The sequence below is a fragment of the Burkholderia latens genome, assembly GCF_902499045.1.
Lineage (GTDB): Bacteria > Pseudomonadota > Gammaproteobacteria > Burkholderiales > Burkholderiaceae > Burkholderia > Burkholderia latens.
Genome location: NZ_CABVPL010000002.1, coordinates 268,088 through 284,888, shown reverse-complemented (window position 1 = coordinate 284,888; position 16,801 = coordinate 268,088). Strand labels below are relative to the sequence as shown.

The following is a 16,801-nucleotide window of genomic DNA, read 5'->3' as shown; positions in this document are numbered from 1 at the left end:
CATTGCTCTCCTTCGTCGTAAACGTCTCGAATGCGTGATATTTGCGCCGCCCGATCCGGTTTAGAGTGGCCGCGAATCAATGACGATGTGCCGTACGGCCGCAGTCGCGGGCCGTACCGATGCACCAGAGGAGCTGGAGACAAATGAGTGAAGGCAGAATCACGCAAGTCGAATCGTTCGGTTTCGAGCGCATTCCCGATGCATCGCGCTATGCGCGTCCGATCGATCTGTTCCGGCTGCTGTTCGGCGGATGCAATACGTTTTCCACGTCGGTACTCGGCAGCTTTCCGGTGCTGGTCGGGCTGTCGTTCAAGGCGGGCGTCGCCGCGATCGTGCTCGGCGTGCTCGCCGGCACCTGCATCCTCGCGCCGATGAGCCTGTTCGGCCCGCGCAACGGGACGAGCGACCCCGTGTCGTCCGGCGCGCATTTCGGCATTCACGGCCGGATCGTCGGCTCGTTCCTCGCACTGCTCACGTCGATCGCATTCTTTTCGCTCGCGGTGTGGAGCTCCGGCGATGCGCTCGTCGGCGGCGCGCACGACATGGTCGGCGTGCCGGTCAACGGTTTCACGCTCGGCGCTGCGTACATGGTGTTCGCGGTGCTCGTGCTGATCGTCTGCATCTACGGCTTCCGGTTCATGCTGTGGGTCAACAAGATCGCCGTGTGGGCGGCGAGCCTGCTGTTCGTCGCGGGCCTGTTCGCGTTCGCCGGGATGTTCGACATGGGATACGCGGGTACGGTGAACCAGGGCAGTGCGGGTTTCTGGGCCGCGTTCGTCGGCGCGGTGCTGGTCGCGTTGAGCAACCCCGTGTCGTTCGCGTCGACACTTGGCGACTGGGCGCGCTACATCCCGCAGCACACGCCGAAGCGTCGCGTGATGGGCGCCGTGTTCGCTGCGCAGCTCGCGACGTTCGTGCCGTTCTTCTTCGGCCTCGCGACCGCGACGATCATCGCGTCGAAGGCGCCCGCGTTCATTGCGTCGAACGATTACGTCGGCGGGTTGCTTGCGGTGTCGCCACGCTGGTTCCTGCTGCCGATGTGCGTGATCGCGATCATCGGCGGGATGTCGACCGGCACGACCGCGCTGTACGGCACCGGCCTCGACGTGTCGAGCATGTTCCCGCGCGCCCTGAACCGCGTGCGCGCGACGCTGCTGATCGGTACGATCGCGATCGCGTTCATCTTCATCGGCCGCTTCTGGTTCAACCTCGTCGAAAGCGTCGCGACGTTCTCGACGCTGATCGACACGTTCAGCTGCCCATGGATGGCGATCATGGTGATCGGCTACGTGACGCGCCGCGGCTTCTACCTCGCGGACGACCTGCAGGTGTTCAACCGCGGGTTGCGCGGCGGCCACTACTGGTTCACGCACGGCTGGAACCTGCGCGCGATGGGGGCATGGCTGCCGGCGGCGTTCATCGGGCTGTCGTTCGTGAACCTGCCCGGCCAGTTCGTCGGGCCGCTCGGCCATCTTGCCGGCGGGCTCGATCTCAGCGTGCCGGTGTCGCTGGTGGTCGGCGGTGCGCTGTATTTCGTGCTGCTGACCGCCTATCCGGAAGCAGAAGGCGTGTATGGCCCGCGCGGACGCTTTCTCGTGCGCGGCGGCAAGCAGACGGCGCGCGCGGTCGGTGCGCCGGCGATTCAGCCGAAGGGGTACTGAGCAGCGAATGCAGTGGAATCCGCGATGCCGCCGTGCGGGAGAGCCGCCGGCGGCATCGTCGTTTCCGGATGCGCGACGGCTTGCGGGCATGTGAGCGTGGCCGCGGTCTCACGATGCAACCGGCGGAGAAATGCGCAAAAGGGGGCTTGTGGATGGGTGGCGAGGTTTCCGCCCGGGTTCGTGATGATGGTGTACGACGACCGCAGGCGTGGCACGAAGCGCCTGCGGCCGCACTGCCGCACGCGCACAGCGAGCAGGTTGGCCCGATTCTGTCGGACGTTGTCCTGCGGGCGGCTGTCGCGCGACGGCGCGCGGCCCGACACTGGCGCCTCGCGGTCGCGGCAGGCCGGTTCCCGGACGGCAATCTGCCGCGCGGCCGCGTACGGCGGCACCGGCGTTGCCGCACCGCCGTTCCATTCGACGTATCAACCTGGAGTAGAGAGCGACCCATGCAACATCCGACCATCCGCACCCTGGCCGGCGCGAGCGCGCTGACGTCGATCGACGCCGCCCGCACCGCGCTGCTGGCGATCGATTTCCAGAACGAATATTTCAGCGGCCGCCTGCCGATTCCGGAAGGGCCGCGTGCGCTCGCCAACGCGCAGCGCGTGATCGCGTTCGCCGATCGTGCGGGCATTCCCGTGTTCCACGTCCAGCACGTCGGCGCGACTGACGGCCCGCTCTTCGCCGATAGCAGCGACGGTTTCCGCTTTCATCCGGACCTGCAGCCGGCGCCGCATCATGCGGTCGTGAAGAAGACGTCGGTGAGCGTGTTTCCGACGACCGACCTCGACGCGCGTCTGAAGGCGGCCGGTATCGACACGCTGATCGTCACCGGGCTGATGACGCATGCTTGCGTCGCAGGCGCGGCACGCGATGCGGTGCCGCTCGGCTACGCGGTGATCGTCGTCGACGACGCGTGCGCGACGCGCGACCTCGACGTCGCGGACGGCAGCACGGTGCCGCACCGCGAGCTTCATCGCGCGACGCTGGCCGCACTGTCGGACACCTTCGGCGACGTGCTGACGACCGAGCAGGTACTCGCGCTCGACGTCGCCTGACGCGCGCGGCCGACGCCCGAGCGTGGCGCGCGTGCGCGACATGCTCAATCGGCGCGGCCGGGCGGGGCGTACACCTTTTGCCGCGGAAGCACGTTTCGATCGCAGGTGCGTGCGCGATCAGGACATCGTGTCGCGTTCGTGGTTTTTTCAGGTATCGGCTGGATCACGTCCCGGTGCTCGACGACCTGCGGTGGCGGCCGGGTCGCCCCTGGCCGCGCTGGCGGCTCACGCGGCTGTCGCAGCGGCAAGCAGGACGGCGGAGGCAATGGCGTCGGGGGAAGCGGAGCGATGTCCCGCAGCGGGCTGCTGAAGGTTCGTGGACTCGATATTGGCCGGGTCGCGCACGGCGCTCGCCAATGTGCGATCGAACGAGGCGGCTGGCCCGCCTTGCGTATCCGCGCCGGCCATCGGACCGGCGCGTGCGTCTTCCCGCCTGATTGTCTATTTATCGCCACGCGCCATCGACGTAGACCCACACCTGTCCCTGGCGGCGCCAGTAGCCGGGCACCCACCGATGCCCCGGGCGCCGCGCGAGCCATCGGCCGGGCACCCATATATAGCGGCCGCGCTGCCAGCGCCAGTAGCCGTCGGCCCACACATACCCGTGCGGCCGTGGCGGCGGCGGCCGGCGATCGCGGCGCGGGGGCGGCGGCGCGAAGCGCGGACGATCGGAATACGGTGGCTTGCCTGGCCCACGGTCAGGGCCGGGCGGTCGATATCCGGGCGGCGGGACGGGCTGGGCCGAGGCGGTGCGTAGCCAGCCGCCGGTGCCGACGAGGGCGGCAGTCAGTCCGATGGCACGCAACATCGAGCGTCGATTCATCGCGGATCCTCTTATATGTGATCGGAGCTGCCTTACATTAGCCTGCCGGTCCTGCGGACGGGTTACGGCCGTCGTTAAGCCTGTTACTGCATGTCACGACGCGCGGGCGCTCGAATGGCGGTTTCCCGCGGCAAGGGTGGACGTGCGTGCGCGGATCGGATCGGCCAAGCGGCCGCATGTTTACTGTTCGAGCCGCGCGTTTTAGGCGACCGGACCCAGTATTTGAGATTGGTTTAAGTAAAAATTACCGTTTTTGCGCGGTTCCGACGATTCCGCTTGTTGTTTCTATGCAACCGTCAAGACGATGACATGAAAGAATGGTGGGATGAAAGGCTCCAAAAAGCTGCCGTCAAGAAGACAAAAAAAGACGTTAAAACAAATACTTATAACTCGTCCCCACTTTCATTATTTCTAGTTCTGGAAAAGCTTATTTCTTTATTTGCAGATCGCTCCCCTAGGGTACACCCCTAAACTCACGGTTCCCAAACGGGCAACTATCCGGGCGCAGCCAGCAGGACCGATGGCGTTTCCGGGCGGTTGCAGACCGTTTATGAACAAGGTCGCGAGACCTGCCTCTTTTTAGAAGGGAGCTCCACGAATGAACAAGACTCTGATCGTTGCAGCAGCTGCAGCATCGTTCGCTACCGTCGCTCACGCGCAAAGCAGCGTCACGCTGTACGGCGTGCTGGACGCAGGCATCACCTATCAAAGCAACGTCGCCGGCAAGTCGCTGTGGTCGATGGGCTCGGGTATCGACCAAAGCCGTTTCGGCCTGCGTGGCTCGGAAGACCTCGGTGGCGGCCTGAAGGCAATCTTCACGTTGGAAAGCGGCTTCGGCATCGGTAACGGCAAGCTGGGCAACAACGGCGGCATGTTCAACCGTCAAGCATTCGTCGGCCTGTCGAGCCAGTACGGCACGGTCACGCTGGGCAAGCAGTACGATGCAACGCAAGACTACCTGGCGCCGCTGACGGCAACGGGCACGTGGGGCGGCACGTACTTCGCGCACCGCGGCAACAACGACCGCCTCAGCACGAACGGCGACGTCGCACTGAACAACTCGGTCAAGTTCACGAGCGCGAACTACGCTGGCCTGCAGTTCGGCGGCACGTACTCGTTCTCGAACAACCAGAACTTCGGCAACAACCGTGCGTACAGCGGCGGTCTGTCGTACCAGTTCCAAGGCCTGAAGCTGGGTGCAGCGTACTCGCAAGCAAACCTCGGCGACGGTACCAACGCCAACGGCGCGACGAACATCGCTTCGCAAGGTCGTATTCGTACGTACGGTGCGGGTGCTGGCTATGCATTCGGCCCGGCACAAGTCGGTGCTGCATGGACGCAATCGCGTATCGACAACGTCCCGGGTCTGGTCGGCGCGTTCCGCACGGACAACTACGAAGTCAACGCAAAGTACAACCTGACGCCGGCTCTCGGCCTGGGCGCAGCTTACACGTACACGAACACGAAGGTCGACGGTGGCAGCTCGCACTGGAACCAGTTCGGCGTGCAAGCTGACTACTCGCTGTCGAAGCGCACGGACGTGTACGCACAAGCTGTGTACCAGCGCGGTGCGAAGGGCAATGCGATCGGCACGTCGATCTACAACGGCGACAACACGACGCCGGCTAGCTCGTCGATCAACCAAACCGCAGCAACGGTTGGTCTGCGTCACCGCTTCTAAGCGTGACGGCTGGGTAACCAGCATCGCAGCATCTGAAAAGGCGCCTTCGGGCGCCTTTTTTTCGCTCATACGTTTCGATGGTGAAAGCTGCTGCCATGGTGGAATCGTGCGGACACAAAAAAGCGAGGCCTGGCCTCGCTTTTTCGTCATGCGGCGCCGATGCCGCGCGGTGAACCGGCAGCGGCGTCAACGCGTGTATTCGCCGTTGGCTTCCGGCTGGAACACGATCGCCGCGACCTTCATCAGTTTCTCGACGCCACTCGGCTGCAGCACTTTCACCACTTGGCCGCGTTGCGTACCCAACAGCGCCATGCCGACCGGTGAGAACACGTTCAGGCGACCGAGTTCGAGATTGGCGTCGTCCGGATAAACGATCGTCCACGTGGTTTGCTCATGCGAGCCCTCGTCGACGAGCGTGATCTGCGAATTCATCGTGACGACGTTTGACTTGACGGCGTCGGGCTGCACGATGTCGGCGCGTTCGAGCAGCGTATCGAGCATCGTCTGGAAGCGCGGGTTGTGCTCGGCGTGCTTCTCGAGGCGAGCGACATCGAGTTCGGTCAACTGATAAAGGCGTTGTTTCATGGTGGTTCTCCAAATGATCGGCAAGGGGCAGGCGTGGCGTGCCTATGAGGATCGCCCGGAGCCTGACTGACGTGGCTCCGGCAGGAGACCGAGGCGTCAGATCAGGCGCCGGGCAGGGGCGAGCGGTGCCTGGGCCGTGCGTCGAACGTAGGGGTGCGCCGGATGGCTGATGCGCGCACGCACGCCGGCCGAAACGGACGGCGAAACCGAAAGAAGCGTGGGCGCATACATGGCAGGCAGGGTACCGACGATGTGAAGATAACCTTTCGATTTTACAACAAAACCTTGCGAATCGGTGATTCGTCTGTCGGCCATTCGTCAGGCATTGTTGTCGAAATGATTCAAGTGAGAGCGTTCTCGTCGCGCAATCGCGATGGATATTTTCCAAAAACGCAACGCTGTATGTTCAAACCAAGGGTTTCCCCTTGGTATGGCGCGCACTACACTTGATCCATCGCTTCAGACAGTCCTGTGCCGGAGGCGACGCCAACAGAGAACACATTTCGGAGGTCCATCATGAAGTCGATCATCTACGCAGCGATTGCCGCGTCCGTCCTTGCCGCCCCGATCGCATCGTTCGCACAGTCCGATCAGAGCTTGACCCGCGACCAGGTCAGGGCCGATCTCGTGCAGCTCGAACAGAATGGCTACAAGCCGCTCGCGAGCGACGCGCAATACCCGCAGGACATCCAGGCCGCGGAACAACGGATCCAGCCGAACCAGCCGATGCTCGCCCACGCCGATACGAGCGGCTATGGTGCGGTGGCGACGGCCGCGGGCCAGTCGGGCCGGCGCATGACGCGCGAAGCCCCGAATCCCGTGAATTCGGTCTACTTCGGCAACTGAATACTCCCGGTCTGCCCGAGCACAGCATGTGACCGACGGGACGCGCGCGACTAGCGCGCGTCTGCGTCAGCAGAGCAGAACCTCCGTCGCCGCATTCCGGCGGCTTTACCGCCCAGACGCTCACGCGTTTGGGCCTTTTTTGCTGCGCGGCTCAGGCGGACGTGACGGCTGGCGTGCCGTGGATATAGTGCTCCAGCTGGCTGATCGTGAATTGCTGGTCAGCAATCACGCTCTTCACCAGGTCGCCGATCGAGATCAGGCCGACCAGCTTGCCGCCGTCCAGAACAGGCAGGTGGCGCATCCGGTGCTCGGTCATCAGCGCCATGCACTCGTCGGTGGACTGTGATGGTTCGACGTAGCGAACCTTGGCCGTCATGATCTCGTCCACGCGCGTGTCCTTCGACGAACGCTCCTGCAGCACGACCTTGCGCGCGTAGTCGCGCTCGGTGACGATGCCCGCGATTTCGTCGCCGTCCATGACCAGCAGTGCGCCGATTCCCTTTTCCGCCATCAGCTTGATGGCGTCGTAGACGAAGTCGGTTTTCGCGACGGTGTAGATGGTGCGGCCGGAATCCGGCTTGGCTTTGAGAATTTGCGCGACAGTCGTGCTCATTTGCTTTCTCCGTGTGCGGAACAATGCAGGGAAGGCAGGGCGTGATGCGCGGCACCCGACGGGCCCAGTATAGCCGGGCCGGCGGCGGCAGTCGCGTGACGTTTCCAGATTAGCGGTAAACTCCGGTCACGCACCATCCACACAACTCCTACATTCCTGATCGTTTCGACTGAATTCATGATGTCTTCGCGTTCCCAATCGCCCACGCCGGGCAATGGCCAGGCCGACGAGTGCGTGACGCTCGTCGCCACCGCGTCGCTGCCCACGCGCTACGGTACGTTCACGTCGTACGCTTTCCGCGTATCGGGCACCGATGCCGAACACCTCGCGCTCGTGATGGGTGACGTCGCCGGAGATCAGTCCGTGTTGACGCGGCTGCATTCCGAGTGTCTGACTGGCGACGTGTTCGGCTCCTACCGCTGCGATTGCGGCGAGCAGCTGGACCTCGCGCTGCGCTACATCGCGGCGGAGGGCCGCGGCGTGCTGCTGTATCTGCGCGGTCACGAAGGGCGCGGCATCGGCCTGAGCAACAAGATCCGCGCATACGCACTGCAGGAGCAGGGGCGCGACACGGTCGAAGCGAATCTCGACCTCGGCTTGCCCGACGACGCGCGCGAATACGATTCGGCCGCCGCGATCCTGCGGATTCTCGGCGTGACGTCGGTGCGCCTGATGAGCAACAACCCGAAGAAATTCGACACGCTCGTGAAGCACGGTATTCCCGTGTGCGAACGCGTGGCGCTCGCGGTGCCCGTGCGTGAGGAGAACGAGCGTTATATCCGGACCAAGCAGGCGAAGTTCGGGCATTACTTCGAGGAAAACGAGTAGGGGAATTTCGGACCAGTCCGGACTGGTCCGTGCTGATCCGGTAACTTATTTAAGTTGTTGAAATATAAAGATAATCATCGGGATTTCCGCGCTCTTGCTGCCGCTTCGACGCTTGTCTGCGCTTGGCTGAACTTGCCGCCTTGGCGTAGGTTTCTGTGGCGGTGTGCAGGAAACCTACGCCGCGTATGCTCCTCTTCCGGAAACCCTGCGCCGAGAGAAGATGCGCTTTGACGCCCGTATCGTCGCTAAGCCGCCGGTTGGCGAGCACATGACCTTGAGGAGCTTCCCGGGCTTCGCGTTCAGGCTTCGGCGTGTCGCAAATCGTGGACGTATCGCTACAAGTCGCCGGTAGACGGCCGCATGCCGCAGGTGAAGCTCGGCGAGTGGCCCACGATGGCATTTGCTGCAGCGATCTCCGCATAGGAAAAGAGTCGCGCCGAGCGCGATTCCGGCACTGAGCTTTCCGCTGCACGTCGAAACCGGGAAGAGGCGGCTGCTCGTCCATCACAGACCGGTTACACCGTCAGGCAGCTGTGCCGCGACTATCCGGAAGGTCATGTAGAACCAAATCGGAAGACGAAGGGAGCAGTTGAAGTCGCGCGTATGTTCAAGGCGATGCTGGGGCCTATTGCGGATGCTAGCGCTGCGACCATCACACGCGCCCAGGCGTTTGATTTCCTCGATTCATATCGGTCGACGCCGATGCTCGCGGCACGCCTTCGCATGGAGTTTGGTCGTGCCTGGAACTATGCGCTTGATGCCGGGCGTCTTCCCGACACCACTGCGAATTGGTGGAAGGATGTTTTAAGAGGGCGACTGAAGAGCAAAGGGCGCAAGGTCGAGGGGAAATACACAGGGATGCAGAAGCGAGTGCTCTCGGTGGGCGAGCTTGGCACATTGATCCGGTGGTTGCCGAATTTCAGTTTGACTGTTGCCGATGCGCTGACGCTCTATCTTTGGACTGGCACGAGCGGGGCGAGATCGTCGCCATGGAGTGCGCCGAGGTAGCTGAGGAATCTGACGGCCTCTGGTGGACTATCCCCAAACATGAGACCAAGGGTTGCAGAACGAGAGGGCAACGGATCTCGATCCGCGCATTTGAAATTGCGGCCAGTAACTTGCTCCAAGTAAGCGAAGTGGCATCGGAATCGATGCCACACGTGCCGGCCGTGCGGCGCAACACGTGCAGCGTGTCAAGTCGTGGAACAATTGATGGATGTGCTGGAGTTCGTCAGGTGCTTGGCCGTGCGTATCGTATGTGCCATTGCCTTTATTTTCAAACGTACCATCATTTCACATAGAATACTGCCCGCGTTCCGGAATGCTCAATTCTTGCGGAAACGTTCGAGCAGCTCGTACACGACTGGATCGCTCGCGCACTGACCGCCGCCGCATTCGAGCAACGTCGATACGAGATTGGCGACGATCGTAAGCCCGAAGACAGCCATCACGATTCGCCCGCTGGTACTCATCATCGACGCGGGTTGCACGGTATTGCTTGTGCGGCGGACAGCAAGCAGCAAGGAAACATACAAAATGATCAATACCGACGCGATAAAGCACCATGTGTAGAAATGCAAACCCCACAGGGCTGAACCATACGCTCCGGAATCAGGCGTGATGTGCAAGAGTACCTGACGTCCTGCGATGACGCCGGTTGCGACAGCACTGACGAGCACGCAGCAATAATGTGCGCCGCGTACACCGTATCTGACGTTCATTGCGAATCCAATCCCGGCGAGGATCAACCCGACGCGCTGCAGTAAACAAAGTGGACAGGGCAGCTCATCGAACGCAAGTTGATAATAGAACGCGATGAGCAGTGCCGCACTAATGCCAACCAATGCAAGGATGTCTAGCGTATTATTCGTCGGAGCGATGTCGCTCCTATCGTCTCGGAGGATCTTCATTTCCATTATCGCTATGTCCTTTAGAAGAATAGATTGAGCGAATCTGTCGCGTGATGAGCGAATGAGGAAAGTGCCGAGATCAGCGCGACGACGAACAAATAGATCGTCGTGCGTGAACGTCTGCCGTATATCGTCGAGATGAACGATGCTAGTGACAACAGGAACGGAAGAAACATGAAAATTTCGAGTCCTTCTGGTGGTGGTTAACACGAACAACGTGACGAGGTTGGGTCAAGCGACCGTAAATAGATTACCTGTCACAGGCTGGAATAGAGAGCCGGGAAGGTCGCCGTAGCGATCGTGGAAGATGCCGCATTTGCGCTCCCCTTATCTTGGGATGACGCTACGATCGGCGCTCGTCATAAGTAGTTTTCCATTCCTCCTGTCAGCGTCTGTATTGCCGATTTGGCGATTACACGGGTCCTCAGTTGAGCTTTCCCCTCGAGCGTCATCCGAGCGCGCCGACAATGTTGACCTCCTTATTGTCGGGAACTTCGTTGTAGGAAAGCACGGTGAGGTCTGGCGAGAACAATTTGGCGTATCGCGCGAGCATCGGGCGAATGCGTGGCACCACGATCAGCACCGGAGCGGAGCCCATTTGCTTCAATTGTTCGACCACCGCCGGCATATGGGTCTGCAACTGCGAGAGCACGTTCGGTTCGACAGGGAAATTGTCCAGCGGCACACGCGTGCCCGATTGCTCCGCGAGACTTAGCGCATTCAGCAGAATGTTCTCGAGTTCCACCGTCAGGCTGAAGCCTTTAAGCGCCTCGTGTTGGGCGCCAAGTCCGGCCACGATCTGGCGGCGCAGTGCGCAGCGAACTTCAGCTGCGAGCAGTAGCGGGTCCTTGGTGGTTTCTGCGGCCTCCACCAAAGTGGCAGACACAGTTTCGATGTCCTTGATCGACACGTTCTCGGCCAACAACGTACGGAATACCCTGCGCAACTGACTGTGCGTGAGGCATTTTCCCAGCGCATCGGCCAGCACTGGTGCAATGGCCGCCAGGCGTTCGATGATGGCTGTCACATTGTCGTAGCTGAACAGGTCGGGGATCGTTTCGCGAATCAACTTGGCCGCATGCGTGGCGATCACCGTCGCGCAATCGACGACCTGGTAGCCGAGGCCGAGTGCTTGGGCCTTCTGGTCGGGCTCGATCCACGTGACCGGCATGCCGTAGGCAGGGTCGATGTCGGGTGTGCCATCCAATTCCCCGTAGACGGTAGGTGACGGAATGGCCATCAGCTTTCCCGGTTGCACTTGGGCCTGAGCCAGTGTGGTGCCGTTGAGCATGATGGTGTAACTGGAGGGGGGCAGGCTCATGTCGTCGCGCGCGCCGATGGGCGGTAGCAGGAAGCCGAGTTGTTCCGATAGGGTTTGTCGGGTGCCATGCAGGCGGCGCACCAGCGGCGCGCCCTGAGCGCGGTCCAACATCTCCACCAGCTTGTAGCCGAGGGATACCGAAAGCGCGTCCACATACGGCAGGCTGCTCCAGTCGAACGATTCGTTGCCGGGCGCCGCTAGCGTGGCTTGCATGACGCGGGCGGTTTCTTCCGCCTCGACCGCTGCGGACGGCGAAGTACGCTGCGTCATCCGATAGCCGACGTAACCGAGTACTGCTGCAAAGCACAGAAACACCAATGTCGGCATGCCCGGGATCAGGCCCAGCGCGGCCATCAGTGTGGCGGCGCTGAACAGTACCAACGGCGAAGCCAGCAACTGTTGGCCGACCTGTTCCTCGAAGTCGCGTGCATCGTCGATGCGCGTGACAATCACCGCGGCGGCGGCGGACAGCAGCAGGGCGGGTATTTGCGCGACCAGGCCGTCCCCGATGGCCAGCAGCGCATACTTGTGGAATGCGTCGCTTGCAGGCAAGCCGTGCATGATTACGCCGATGATCACGCCACCGATCATGTTGGTGATGAGAATCAGAATGCCGGCGATGGCGTCGCCCCGCACGAACTTCGATGCGCCATCCATGGCGCCGTAAAAGTCGGCTTCGGTCGTAACATCTTTGCGGCGTTGCTGGGCCTGTGTCTGTGTGATGACACCGGCGTTCAGATCGGCGTCGATGGCCATCTGCTTGCCGGGCAGCGCGTCGAGCGTGAAACGCGCCGACACTTCCGAGATGCGCTCCGCGCCCTTCGTGACCACGACGAAGTTGATGATCATCAGGATCACGAACACGACGAGCCCGACCACGAAGTTACTGCCGATCACCACATTGGCGAACGATTCGATCACTTGGCCGGCTGCGCTCGCGCCCGTGTAGCCATTGAGCAAAACGACGCGTGTCGATGCGACGTTCAATGTCAAACGCATCAGCGTGGCGGCCAGGATAATGGTCGGGAAGGCCGAGAAGTCCAGCGGTCGCTTGACGGTCACGGCCACCATGACCACCACGATGGACAGCACGATGTTGAACGTGAACATGATGTCCAGTGCTGCTGGCGGAAGCGGCAGGATTACCATCGCCAAGATGGTGAACAGGGCGAGAGGCGCAGCGAACTTCAGGCGCTTGAGTAGGTCGTTCACGTTCATCGGGATTGGGACTTTTGCAAGTGTTCGGGAATGGTGATGCCAGTGGGCAGCGATGGTGAGACGTCGCGTCTACCGCTGCGGAATGCCTGGATCTGCAGGACGTAGGACAGCACCTGTGCTACCGCGCGATACAGCTCCGCCGGAATTTGCTGATTGACCTGGCTGGTGTGGTAGATCGCACGGGCCAGCGGCGGCAGTTCGAGTACCTCGACGTTGTGTCCGCGGGCGACGTCGCGAATGTACAGCGCGGCCTCATCGACCCCCTTGGCTACCACGTACGGCGCTTGTGCACGCGTTACGTCGTACTTGAGTGCGACTGCATAGTGGGTCGGGTTCATCACCACCACGTCGGCGGTCGGCACCGTCTTTCGGATCCCCTGGCGCGCGAGCTGGCGCTGGATTTGGCGGATGCGGCTCTTGACCTCGGGCTTTCCTTCGGACTGCTTCATCTCCTCTTTGATGTCACGCTTGCTCATGCGCTGGCCGCGCTTGAAGATGATTTGTTGCACTGGTACGTCGACTAGTGCGAACACGATGATGATGCACGTCAGCGTGAGCGCGGAGGACAGGAACAGGTTTGCCCCACCGGTCAGTGCATCGGCTAGCGGCGCGCCTTGCAGGCGAACGAAGCCGCTCAGGTTGGAGCGGCAGACGAGGAAGAGCGTAGCCATCAATACGAGGGCCTTGAGCACGGTCGTGCCGAACTGCACGTAATGCTTGCCGGACACCAGGCGCTTGAGCCCGGAAAGCGGGTTCAGGCGGTTCAGCTTCGGCATGACGTTCTTGTGGCTTATGCTCCAGCCACCCGGTACCAACGACGCGACGACGATGCCGGCGGGCACTGCGGCCAGCGGGGCAAGCATCTTGCACAATAGCAGCACCGCTGCAGGAAATAGCATCGACGCAGCATTGCCGATCGTGTCGTCGCCGGAAAGGTCTGCAAACGACAGCGCGAAAATGTGCTTGAACTCGACCAGCCACGCCGGCGTTAGTACGACGATGAGCTTGAGTGCAACCAGAATTCCCACGCACGTGCCGATATCTCGCGAACGTGCAACCTGGCCTTCCATTCTGGCTTTGCGCAGTTTCTGCGGGGTGGCCTTTTCGGTCTTGTCGCCGGTTTGCCGCTCGCTCATTGCATTGCCCCGTTGCCGATGGGTCGCGTCGCGAGTCCATCGTAGAGTTCTAGAACGTGCTCCACCATGCGGCCGTAGTGATCCGGCAGTGACGGCAACAGCAGCGTCAGCAGTAACAGCCCGAACATGGTCGTAATCGAAAAGCCCAACGCGAAAAGATTCAGTGCTGGTGCCACGCGATTGAGGAGGCCGAGGCCGACCTGTACAACCAGCGTGGCGAACATTACCGGGAGCGCCAACGCCACGGCGGCGGAGAAGACCCAGCCTACTGCGAATGCGAGATGCTTGAGCGCGTCGAGGTCAAAGGCAAAACGACCGACCGGCCAGACTGCAAAGCTGCGCGCGATGACACCCGTGAGAATCAGGTGGCCGTCAACTGCGAAGAACAGCAGGATGAACACCACGTACATAACGCTGGTGAGTACGTCGGCCATCTGACCATTCATCGGGTCGTTGATCTGCGCCATGGACAGGCCCAATTGCGACGACGCGATGGTGCTGAAAACCTGCAGTGCGCACAGCACGAGATGGAACACGAAGCCGAGCAGGCCGCCTATCAATACCTGTTCGGCGATGGCAGCCACACCTTCGAGCTGCAGCAGGTCGAGCACGGGCATCGCCGGAATACCGGGCTGTATGGCTAATGCGAGGATGAGGGCGATCAGCAGGCGAATGCGCACAGGGACCATCGCGTCACCCAGGATCGGCGACGCTGCCAACGCGGCGGCGATTCGGCAGAAAGGCCAGAAGATCGTGTTCGCGAGCGGCAGGAGCTGGGCAAGGACAATTTCCATTGCCGAGTCACCCGGTCAGTTGTGCGGCGCGGCTGAAGATCTCAACCGTGTAGTGCATTACGCGGCCGGTCATCCACGGGCCAGCCAGCGCCAGCGCGACCAGCGTCGTGATCAGGCGCGGAAGAAAGCTCATCGTCTGCTCATTGATTTGCGTCGCGGCCTGGAATATGGCCACCAGGACACCGGTGATCAGGCCTGGTGTAATCAGCACGAGGATGATGACGAGCACCAGGCGCAACGCGTCGACGGCGAAGCTGGCGGCCAGATCGGGAGTCAGCATCAGTAGGCCTTCACGCTGGTAATGAGGGTGTTGACGGTAAGTGACCATCCGTCCACCAGTACGAACAAGAGCAGCTTCAGCGGCAGTGAGATGACGAGTGGCGACAGCATCATCATTCCCATTGCCATCAGCACGGACGCGACAATGATGTCGACGATCAGGAACGGGATGAACAGCATGGCGCCCATCTGGAACGCAGTCTTCAGTTCGCTCAGCACGAACGCCGACAATTTGACCAGGAACGGCTGCTTCTCCGGATCCGTGATTTTTTCGGTGCCGGAGAGTTTGGCCATCTGCGCGAGCGTGGCCTTGTTCGTCTGCGCAAGCATATAGCGCCCCAGCGGTTGTTCTGATGTCGCGAGCGCGGCCTGCATGCTGATCTTGCCTTGGTCGTATGGCACGAAGGCCTTTTGCCAGATTTCCTCGCCGACCGGGCGCATCGTAAGCATGGTCAGCACCAGCGCGACACCAGTAACGATGCGCCCCGGCAATCCTTGCTGCAAACCTAGCGCCTGCTTGACCAGCGACAGCACGATCACATAGCGCAGGAAGCTCGTCATCGTCATCAGTAGCGCGGGCAGTAGCCCGAGCAGCGTCATCAGAACGAGGATCTGAGTTTTGACCGTGAAGCCCTGGCCGCCGACGCCATCGGACGCGAGCGTCAGCGTGTCGGCCTGCACGAGTGCGGGCATGGCGAAAACGGCTAACGCCAGACCCAGATGGGGCATGAGGTCGCGATTCTTCATGTCGCAAGAGAATTGAGGTCGTCGAGTTCGATGATGCGTAGGCCGTAGTGTTCTCCCGAGACGACGACTTCGCCCAAGCCCACCGGCGTACCGTTTACCTTGATGATCAGTGGTTCGCCGGCAAGGCGATTGAGCTCCACCGTCGAGCCGGTTTCGTACGACAGCAGATCGGCTAACGGTACGGTGGCCTCCCCCACCTCCAACGTCAAGCGCACGGGAATGCGGCGCAGCATACGCATCGGGTCGCGCGGAGAAGCAGGTTCGGCGATGGATTGCGGATCGCCGCCCAGATCCAGATCGCCCAACGCGGAGAGATCAAGGTCGGTGGTCGAAGTCATGTTGGGGTTACTCCACGGGTTCGAAAGAAGTAATCCACAGCGCGCCTTGGTGTTCGGCCAAGGCTGCGCGGTAGAGGCGGACGTTGTTGACGAGCACGTCCACGGTATCGGGCAAGCGAACAGGCAACACGTCGCCTGGCCGCATACGAAGCAGTTCGTCAAGGCGCATGTTCTTGGACACCACGTGCACCGACATCGTGACGGGGATGCACACGTTGGCCGGAGCGCTATCGGGTGCACGACGCAGATGCTTAGCATCGAGGCGTGCAAACAAGTGGTCGAGCCACATATCGTCCAATGCGAATTCGACGTCGCCGCCAACCCTGCGCAAGCGGTCCGAGATGGTCATGCGCAAGACGCGGCCCCCCGGGCCGGGCAGAATGTCCCCACTTGGCAAAAAGGTTTCTGCCTGATCGCCGAGCATCGCTGACGCAAACGCGGTGAGCAGCGCGGTGTGTTGTTGTGCCGCAAAACGCCGTTCCGCCCCAGTTTCTGGCGCTGGAGCGGTCGGTACGGCTTCGTCGAGCGAAGTGCCGTAATGACAGGCCAGTAGCGCCAGCAGTAGCTCGCGATCGCAGCGCACTGAAATCTGTCCATGGTTGCATGCGTAAGTGCGCCAGACGTCCGCATTGCGCGACCGCATCGCGGCGATAGAGACCTCAGTAACGACGAAGCTCGTGCCACGGCGCAGATTGAACCGTTCGTGAAGGGAGTGTTCGATTCTGCGCTTGATATCTTGCAGCACATCCTCAAGCAGATGGTATGGACGCCCCAGCGTGCACGGATCAAGCACCACCGGAGATGCGGCTCGGCTGCTGCGGGAGTGGGAGGGAGATGCTGACACGGTCAAGGGGGTGCTTTGAAGAAGAGTTGGCGCCATTGTCTGCAGCGTGCGGCACGGAGCGGAGAATGTTGAACAGAGTTTGAACACCCAAAAAAAACGACCCGCTTGTGGCGGGC

General features: G+C 61.6%; 19 protein-coding genes and 1 pseudogene. 6 read left to right on the top strand and 14 right to left on the bottom strand.

The annotated features are described in order from the left end of the window. Positions 1-143: 143 nt before the first annotated feature. Positions 144-1,661, top strand: coding sequence for a purine-cytosine permease family protein (locus BSE24067_RS02565; RefSeq protein WP_244130488.1), 1,518 nt, complete (start codon positions 144-146; stop codon positions 1,659-1,661). Here the strand turns inward: BSE24067_RS02565 and BSE24067_RS02560 are convergent. Beyond that, a complete protein-coding gene (locus tag BSE24067_RS02560; protein ID WP_151064854.1) occupies positions 1,643-2,053 on the bottom strand; it encodes a hypothetical protein in 411 nt (136 codons plus the stop codon). The genes BSE24067_RS02565 and BSE24067_RS02560 overlap by 19 nt on opposite strands. A 57-nt stretch (positions 2,054-2,110) precedes the next feature. On the opposite strand from BSE24067_RS02560, the gene BSE24067_RS02555 reads away from it, so the two are divergent. Then, positions 2,111-2,722, top strand: a complete 612-nt coding sequence (locus BSE24067_RS02555; protein ID WP_151064855.1) for a cysteine hydrolase family protein — start codon at positions 2,111-2,113, stop codon at positions 2,720-2,722. A gap of 445 nt (positions 2,723-3,167) precedes the next feature. Here the strand turns inward: BSE24067_RS02555 and BSE24067_RS02550 are convergent, their stop codons facing one another. Then, positions 3,168-3,545, bottom strand: a complete 378-nt coding sequence (locus tag BSE24067_RS02550; RefSeq protein ID WP_151064856.1) for a YXWGXW repeat-containing protein — start codon at positions 3,543-3,545, stop codon at positions 3,168-3,170. Between the two features lie 598 nt (positions 3,546-4,143). On the opposite strand from BSE24067_RS02550, the gene BSE24067_RS02545 reads away from it, so the two are divergent. Continuing rightward, positions 4,144-5,226, top strand: coding sequence for a porin (locus BSE24067_RS02545; RefSeq protein ID WP_151064857.1), 1,083 nt, complete (start codon positions 4,144-4,146; stop codon positions 5,224-5,226). 186 nt (positions 5,227-5,412) lie between these two features. Here the strand turns inward: BSE24067_RS02545 and BSE24067_RS02540 are convergent, their stop codons facing one another. Then, positions 5,413-5,811: a GreA/GreB family elongation factor gene (locus BSE24067_RS02540; protein WP_151064858.1), complete on the bottom strand. Its 399-nt coding sequence runs from the start codon at positions 5,809-5,811 to the stop codon at positions 5,413-5,415. Positions 5,812-5,907: 96 nt separating this feature from the next. Further along, complete coding sequence (locus BSE24067_RS02535) at positions 5,908-6,126, bottom strand: hypothetical protein (RefSeq protein ID WP_151064859.1); 219 nt, start codon at positions 6,124-6,126, stop codon at positions 5,908-5,910. Between the two features lie 201 nt (positions 6,127-6,327). Between BSE24067_RS02535 and BSE24067_RS02530 the strand changes: the two genes are divergently transcribed. Beyond that, positions 6,328-6,657, top strand: a complete 330-nt coding sequence (locus BSE24067_RS02530; RefSeq protein WP_151064860.1) for a DUF4148 domain-containing protein — start codon at positions 6,328-6,330, stop codon at positions 6,655-6,657. A 151-nt stretch (positions 6,658-6,808) separates the two neighbouring features. On the opposite strand, the gene BSE24067_RS02525 is transcribed toward BSE24067_RS02530, so the two are convergent. Then, a complete protein-coding gene (locus BSE24067_RS02525) occupies positions 6,809-7,270 on the bottom strand; it encodes a CBS domain-containing protein (protein ID WP_151064861.1) in 462 nt (153 codons plus the stop codon). Between the two features lie 177 nt (positions 7,271-7,447). Between BSE24067_RS02525 and ribA the strand changes: the two genes are divergently transcribed. Then, positions 7,448-8,098: a GTP cyclohydrolase II gene (gene ribA, locus BSE24067_RS02520; RefSeq protein ID WP_151064862.1), complete on the top strand. Its 651-nt coding sequence runs from the start codon at positions 7,448-7,450 to the stop codon at positions 8,096-8,098. Between the two features lie 220 nt (positions 8,099-8,318). Then, a pseudogene (locus BSE24067_RS02515) lies at positions 8,319-9,185 on the top strand (integrase arm-type DNA-binding domain-containing protein); the annotation flags it as partial. 238 nt (positions 9,186-9,423) lie between these two features. Here BSE24067_RS02515 and BSE24067_RS02510 read toward each other — a convergent pair. The 9 genes from BSE24067_RS02510 to BSE24067_RS02475 all read right to left on the bottom strand — a co-directional run bounded on the left by BSE24067_RS02510 (position 9,424) and on the right by BSE24067_RS02475 (position 16,637). Then, entirely contained in the window at positions 9,424-10,014 is a 591-nt protein-coding gene (locus BSE24067_RS02510) for a disulfide bond formation protein B (RefSeq protein ID WP_151064863.1), read from the bottom strand. Positions 10,015-10,028: 14 nt separating this feature from the next. Then, positions 10,029-10,184, bottom strand: coding sequence for a DUF5993 family protein (locus BSE24067_RS32875; RefSeq protein WP_367647118.1), 156 nt, complete (start codon positions 10,182-10,184; stop codon positions 10,029-10,031). A 272-nt stretch (positions 10,185-10,456) separates the two neighbouring features. Further along, entirely contained in the window at positions 10,457-12,547 is a 2,091-nt protein-coding gene (locus tag BSE24067_RS02505) for a flagellar biosynthesis protein FlhA (RefSeq protein ID WP_151064864.1), read from the bottom strand. Continuing rightward, positions 12,544-13,683, bottom strand: coding sequence for a flagellar type III secretion system protein FlhB (flhB, locus tag BSE24067_RS02500; RefSeq protein ID WP_151064865.1), 1,140 nt, complete (start codon positions 13,681-13,683; stop codon positions 12,544-12,546). Before flhB ends, BSE24067_RS02505 begins: the two co-directional genes overlap by 4 nt. Continuing rightward, positions 13,680-14,477, bottom strand: coding sequence for a flagellar biosynthetic protein FliR (gene fliR, locus BSE24067_RS02495; protein WP_151064866.1), 798 nt, complete (start codon positions 14,475-14,477; stop codon positions 13,680-13,682). The genes flhB and fliR overlap by 4 nt, the downstream gene beginning before the upstream one ends. A 7-nt stretch (positions 14,478-14,484) precedes the next feature. After that, positions 14,485-14,757, bottom strand: a complete 273-nt coding sequence (fliQ, locus tag BSE24067_RS02490) for a flagellar biosynthesis protein FliQ (protein WP_054928525.1) — start codon at positions 14,755-14,757, stop codon at positions 14,485-14,487. Next, the gene (fliP, locus tag BSE24067_RS02485; RefSeq protein WP_151064867.1) at positions 14,757-15,503 is read right to left on the bottom strand and encodes a flagellar type III secretion system pore protein FliP; all 747 of its coding nucleotides are present in this window, start codon (positions 15,501-15,503) and stop codon (positions 14,757-14,759) included. The genes fliQ and fliP overlap by 1 nt, the downstream gene beginning before the upstream one ends. Further along, entirely contained in the window at positions 15,500-15,841 is a 342-nt protein-coding gene (gene fliN, locus BSE24067_RS02480) for a flagellar motor switch protein FliN (protein WP_151064868.1), read from the bottom strand. Before fliN ends, fliP begins: the two co-directional genes overlap by 4 nt. Before the next feature lie 7 nt (positions 15,842-15,848). Then, the gene (locus BSE24067_RS02475) at positions 15,849-16,637 is read right to left on the bottom strand and encodes a FliM/FliN family flagellar motor C-terminal domain-containing protein (protein WP_170297472.1); all 789 of its coding nucleotides are present in this window, start codon (positions 16,635-16,637) and stop codon (positions 15,849-15,851) included. Between the last annotated feature and the right edge of the window lie 164 nt (positions 16,638-16,801).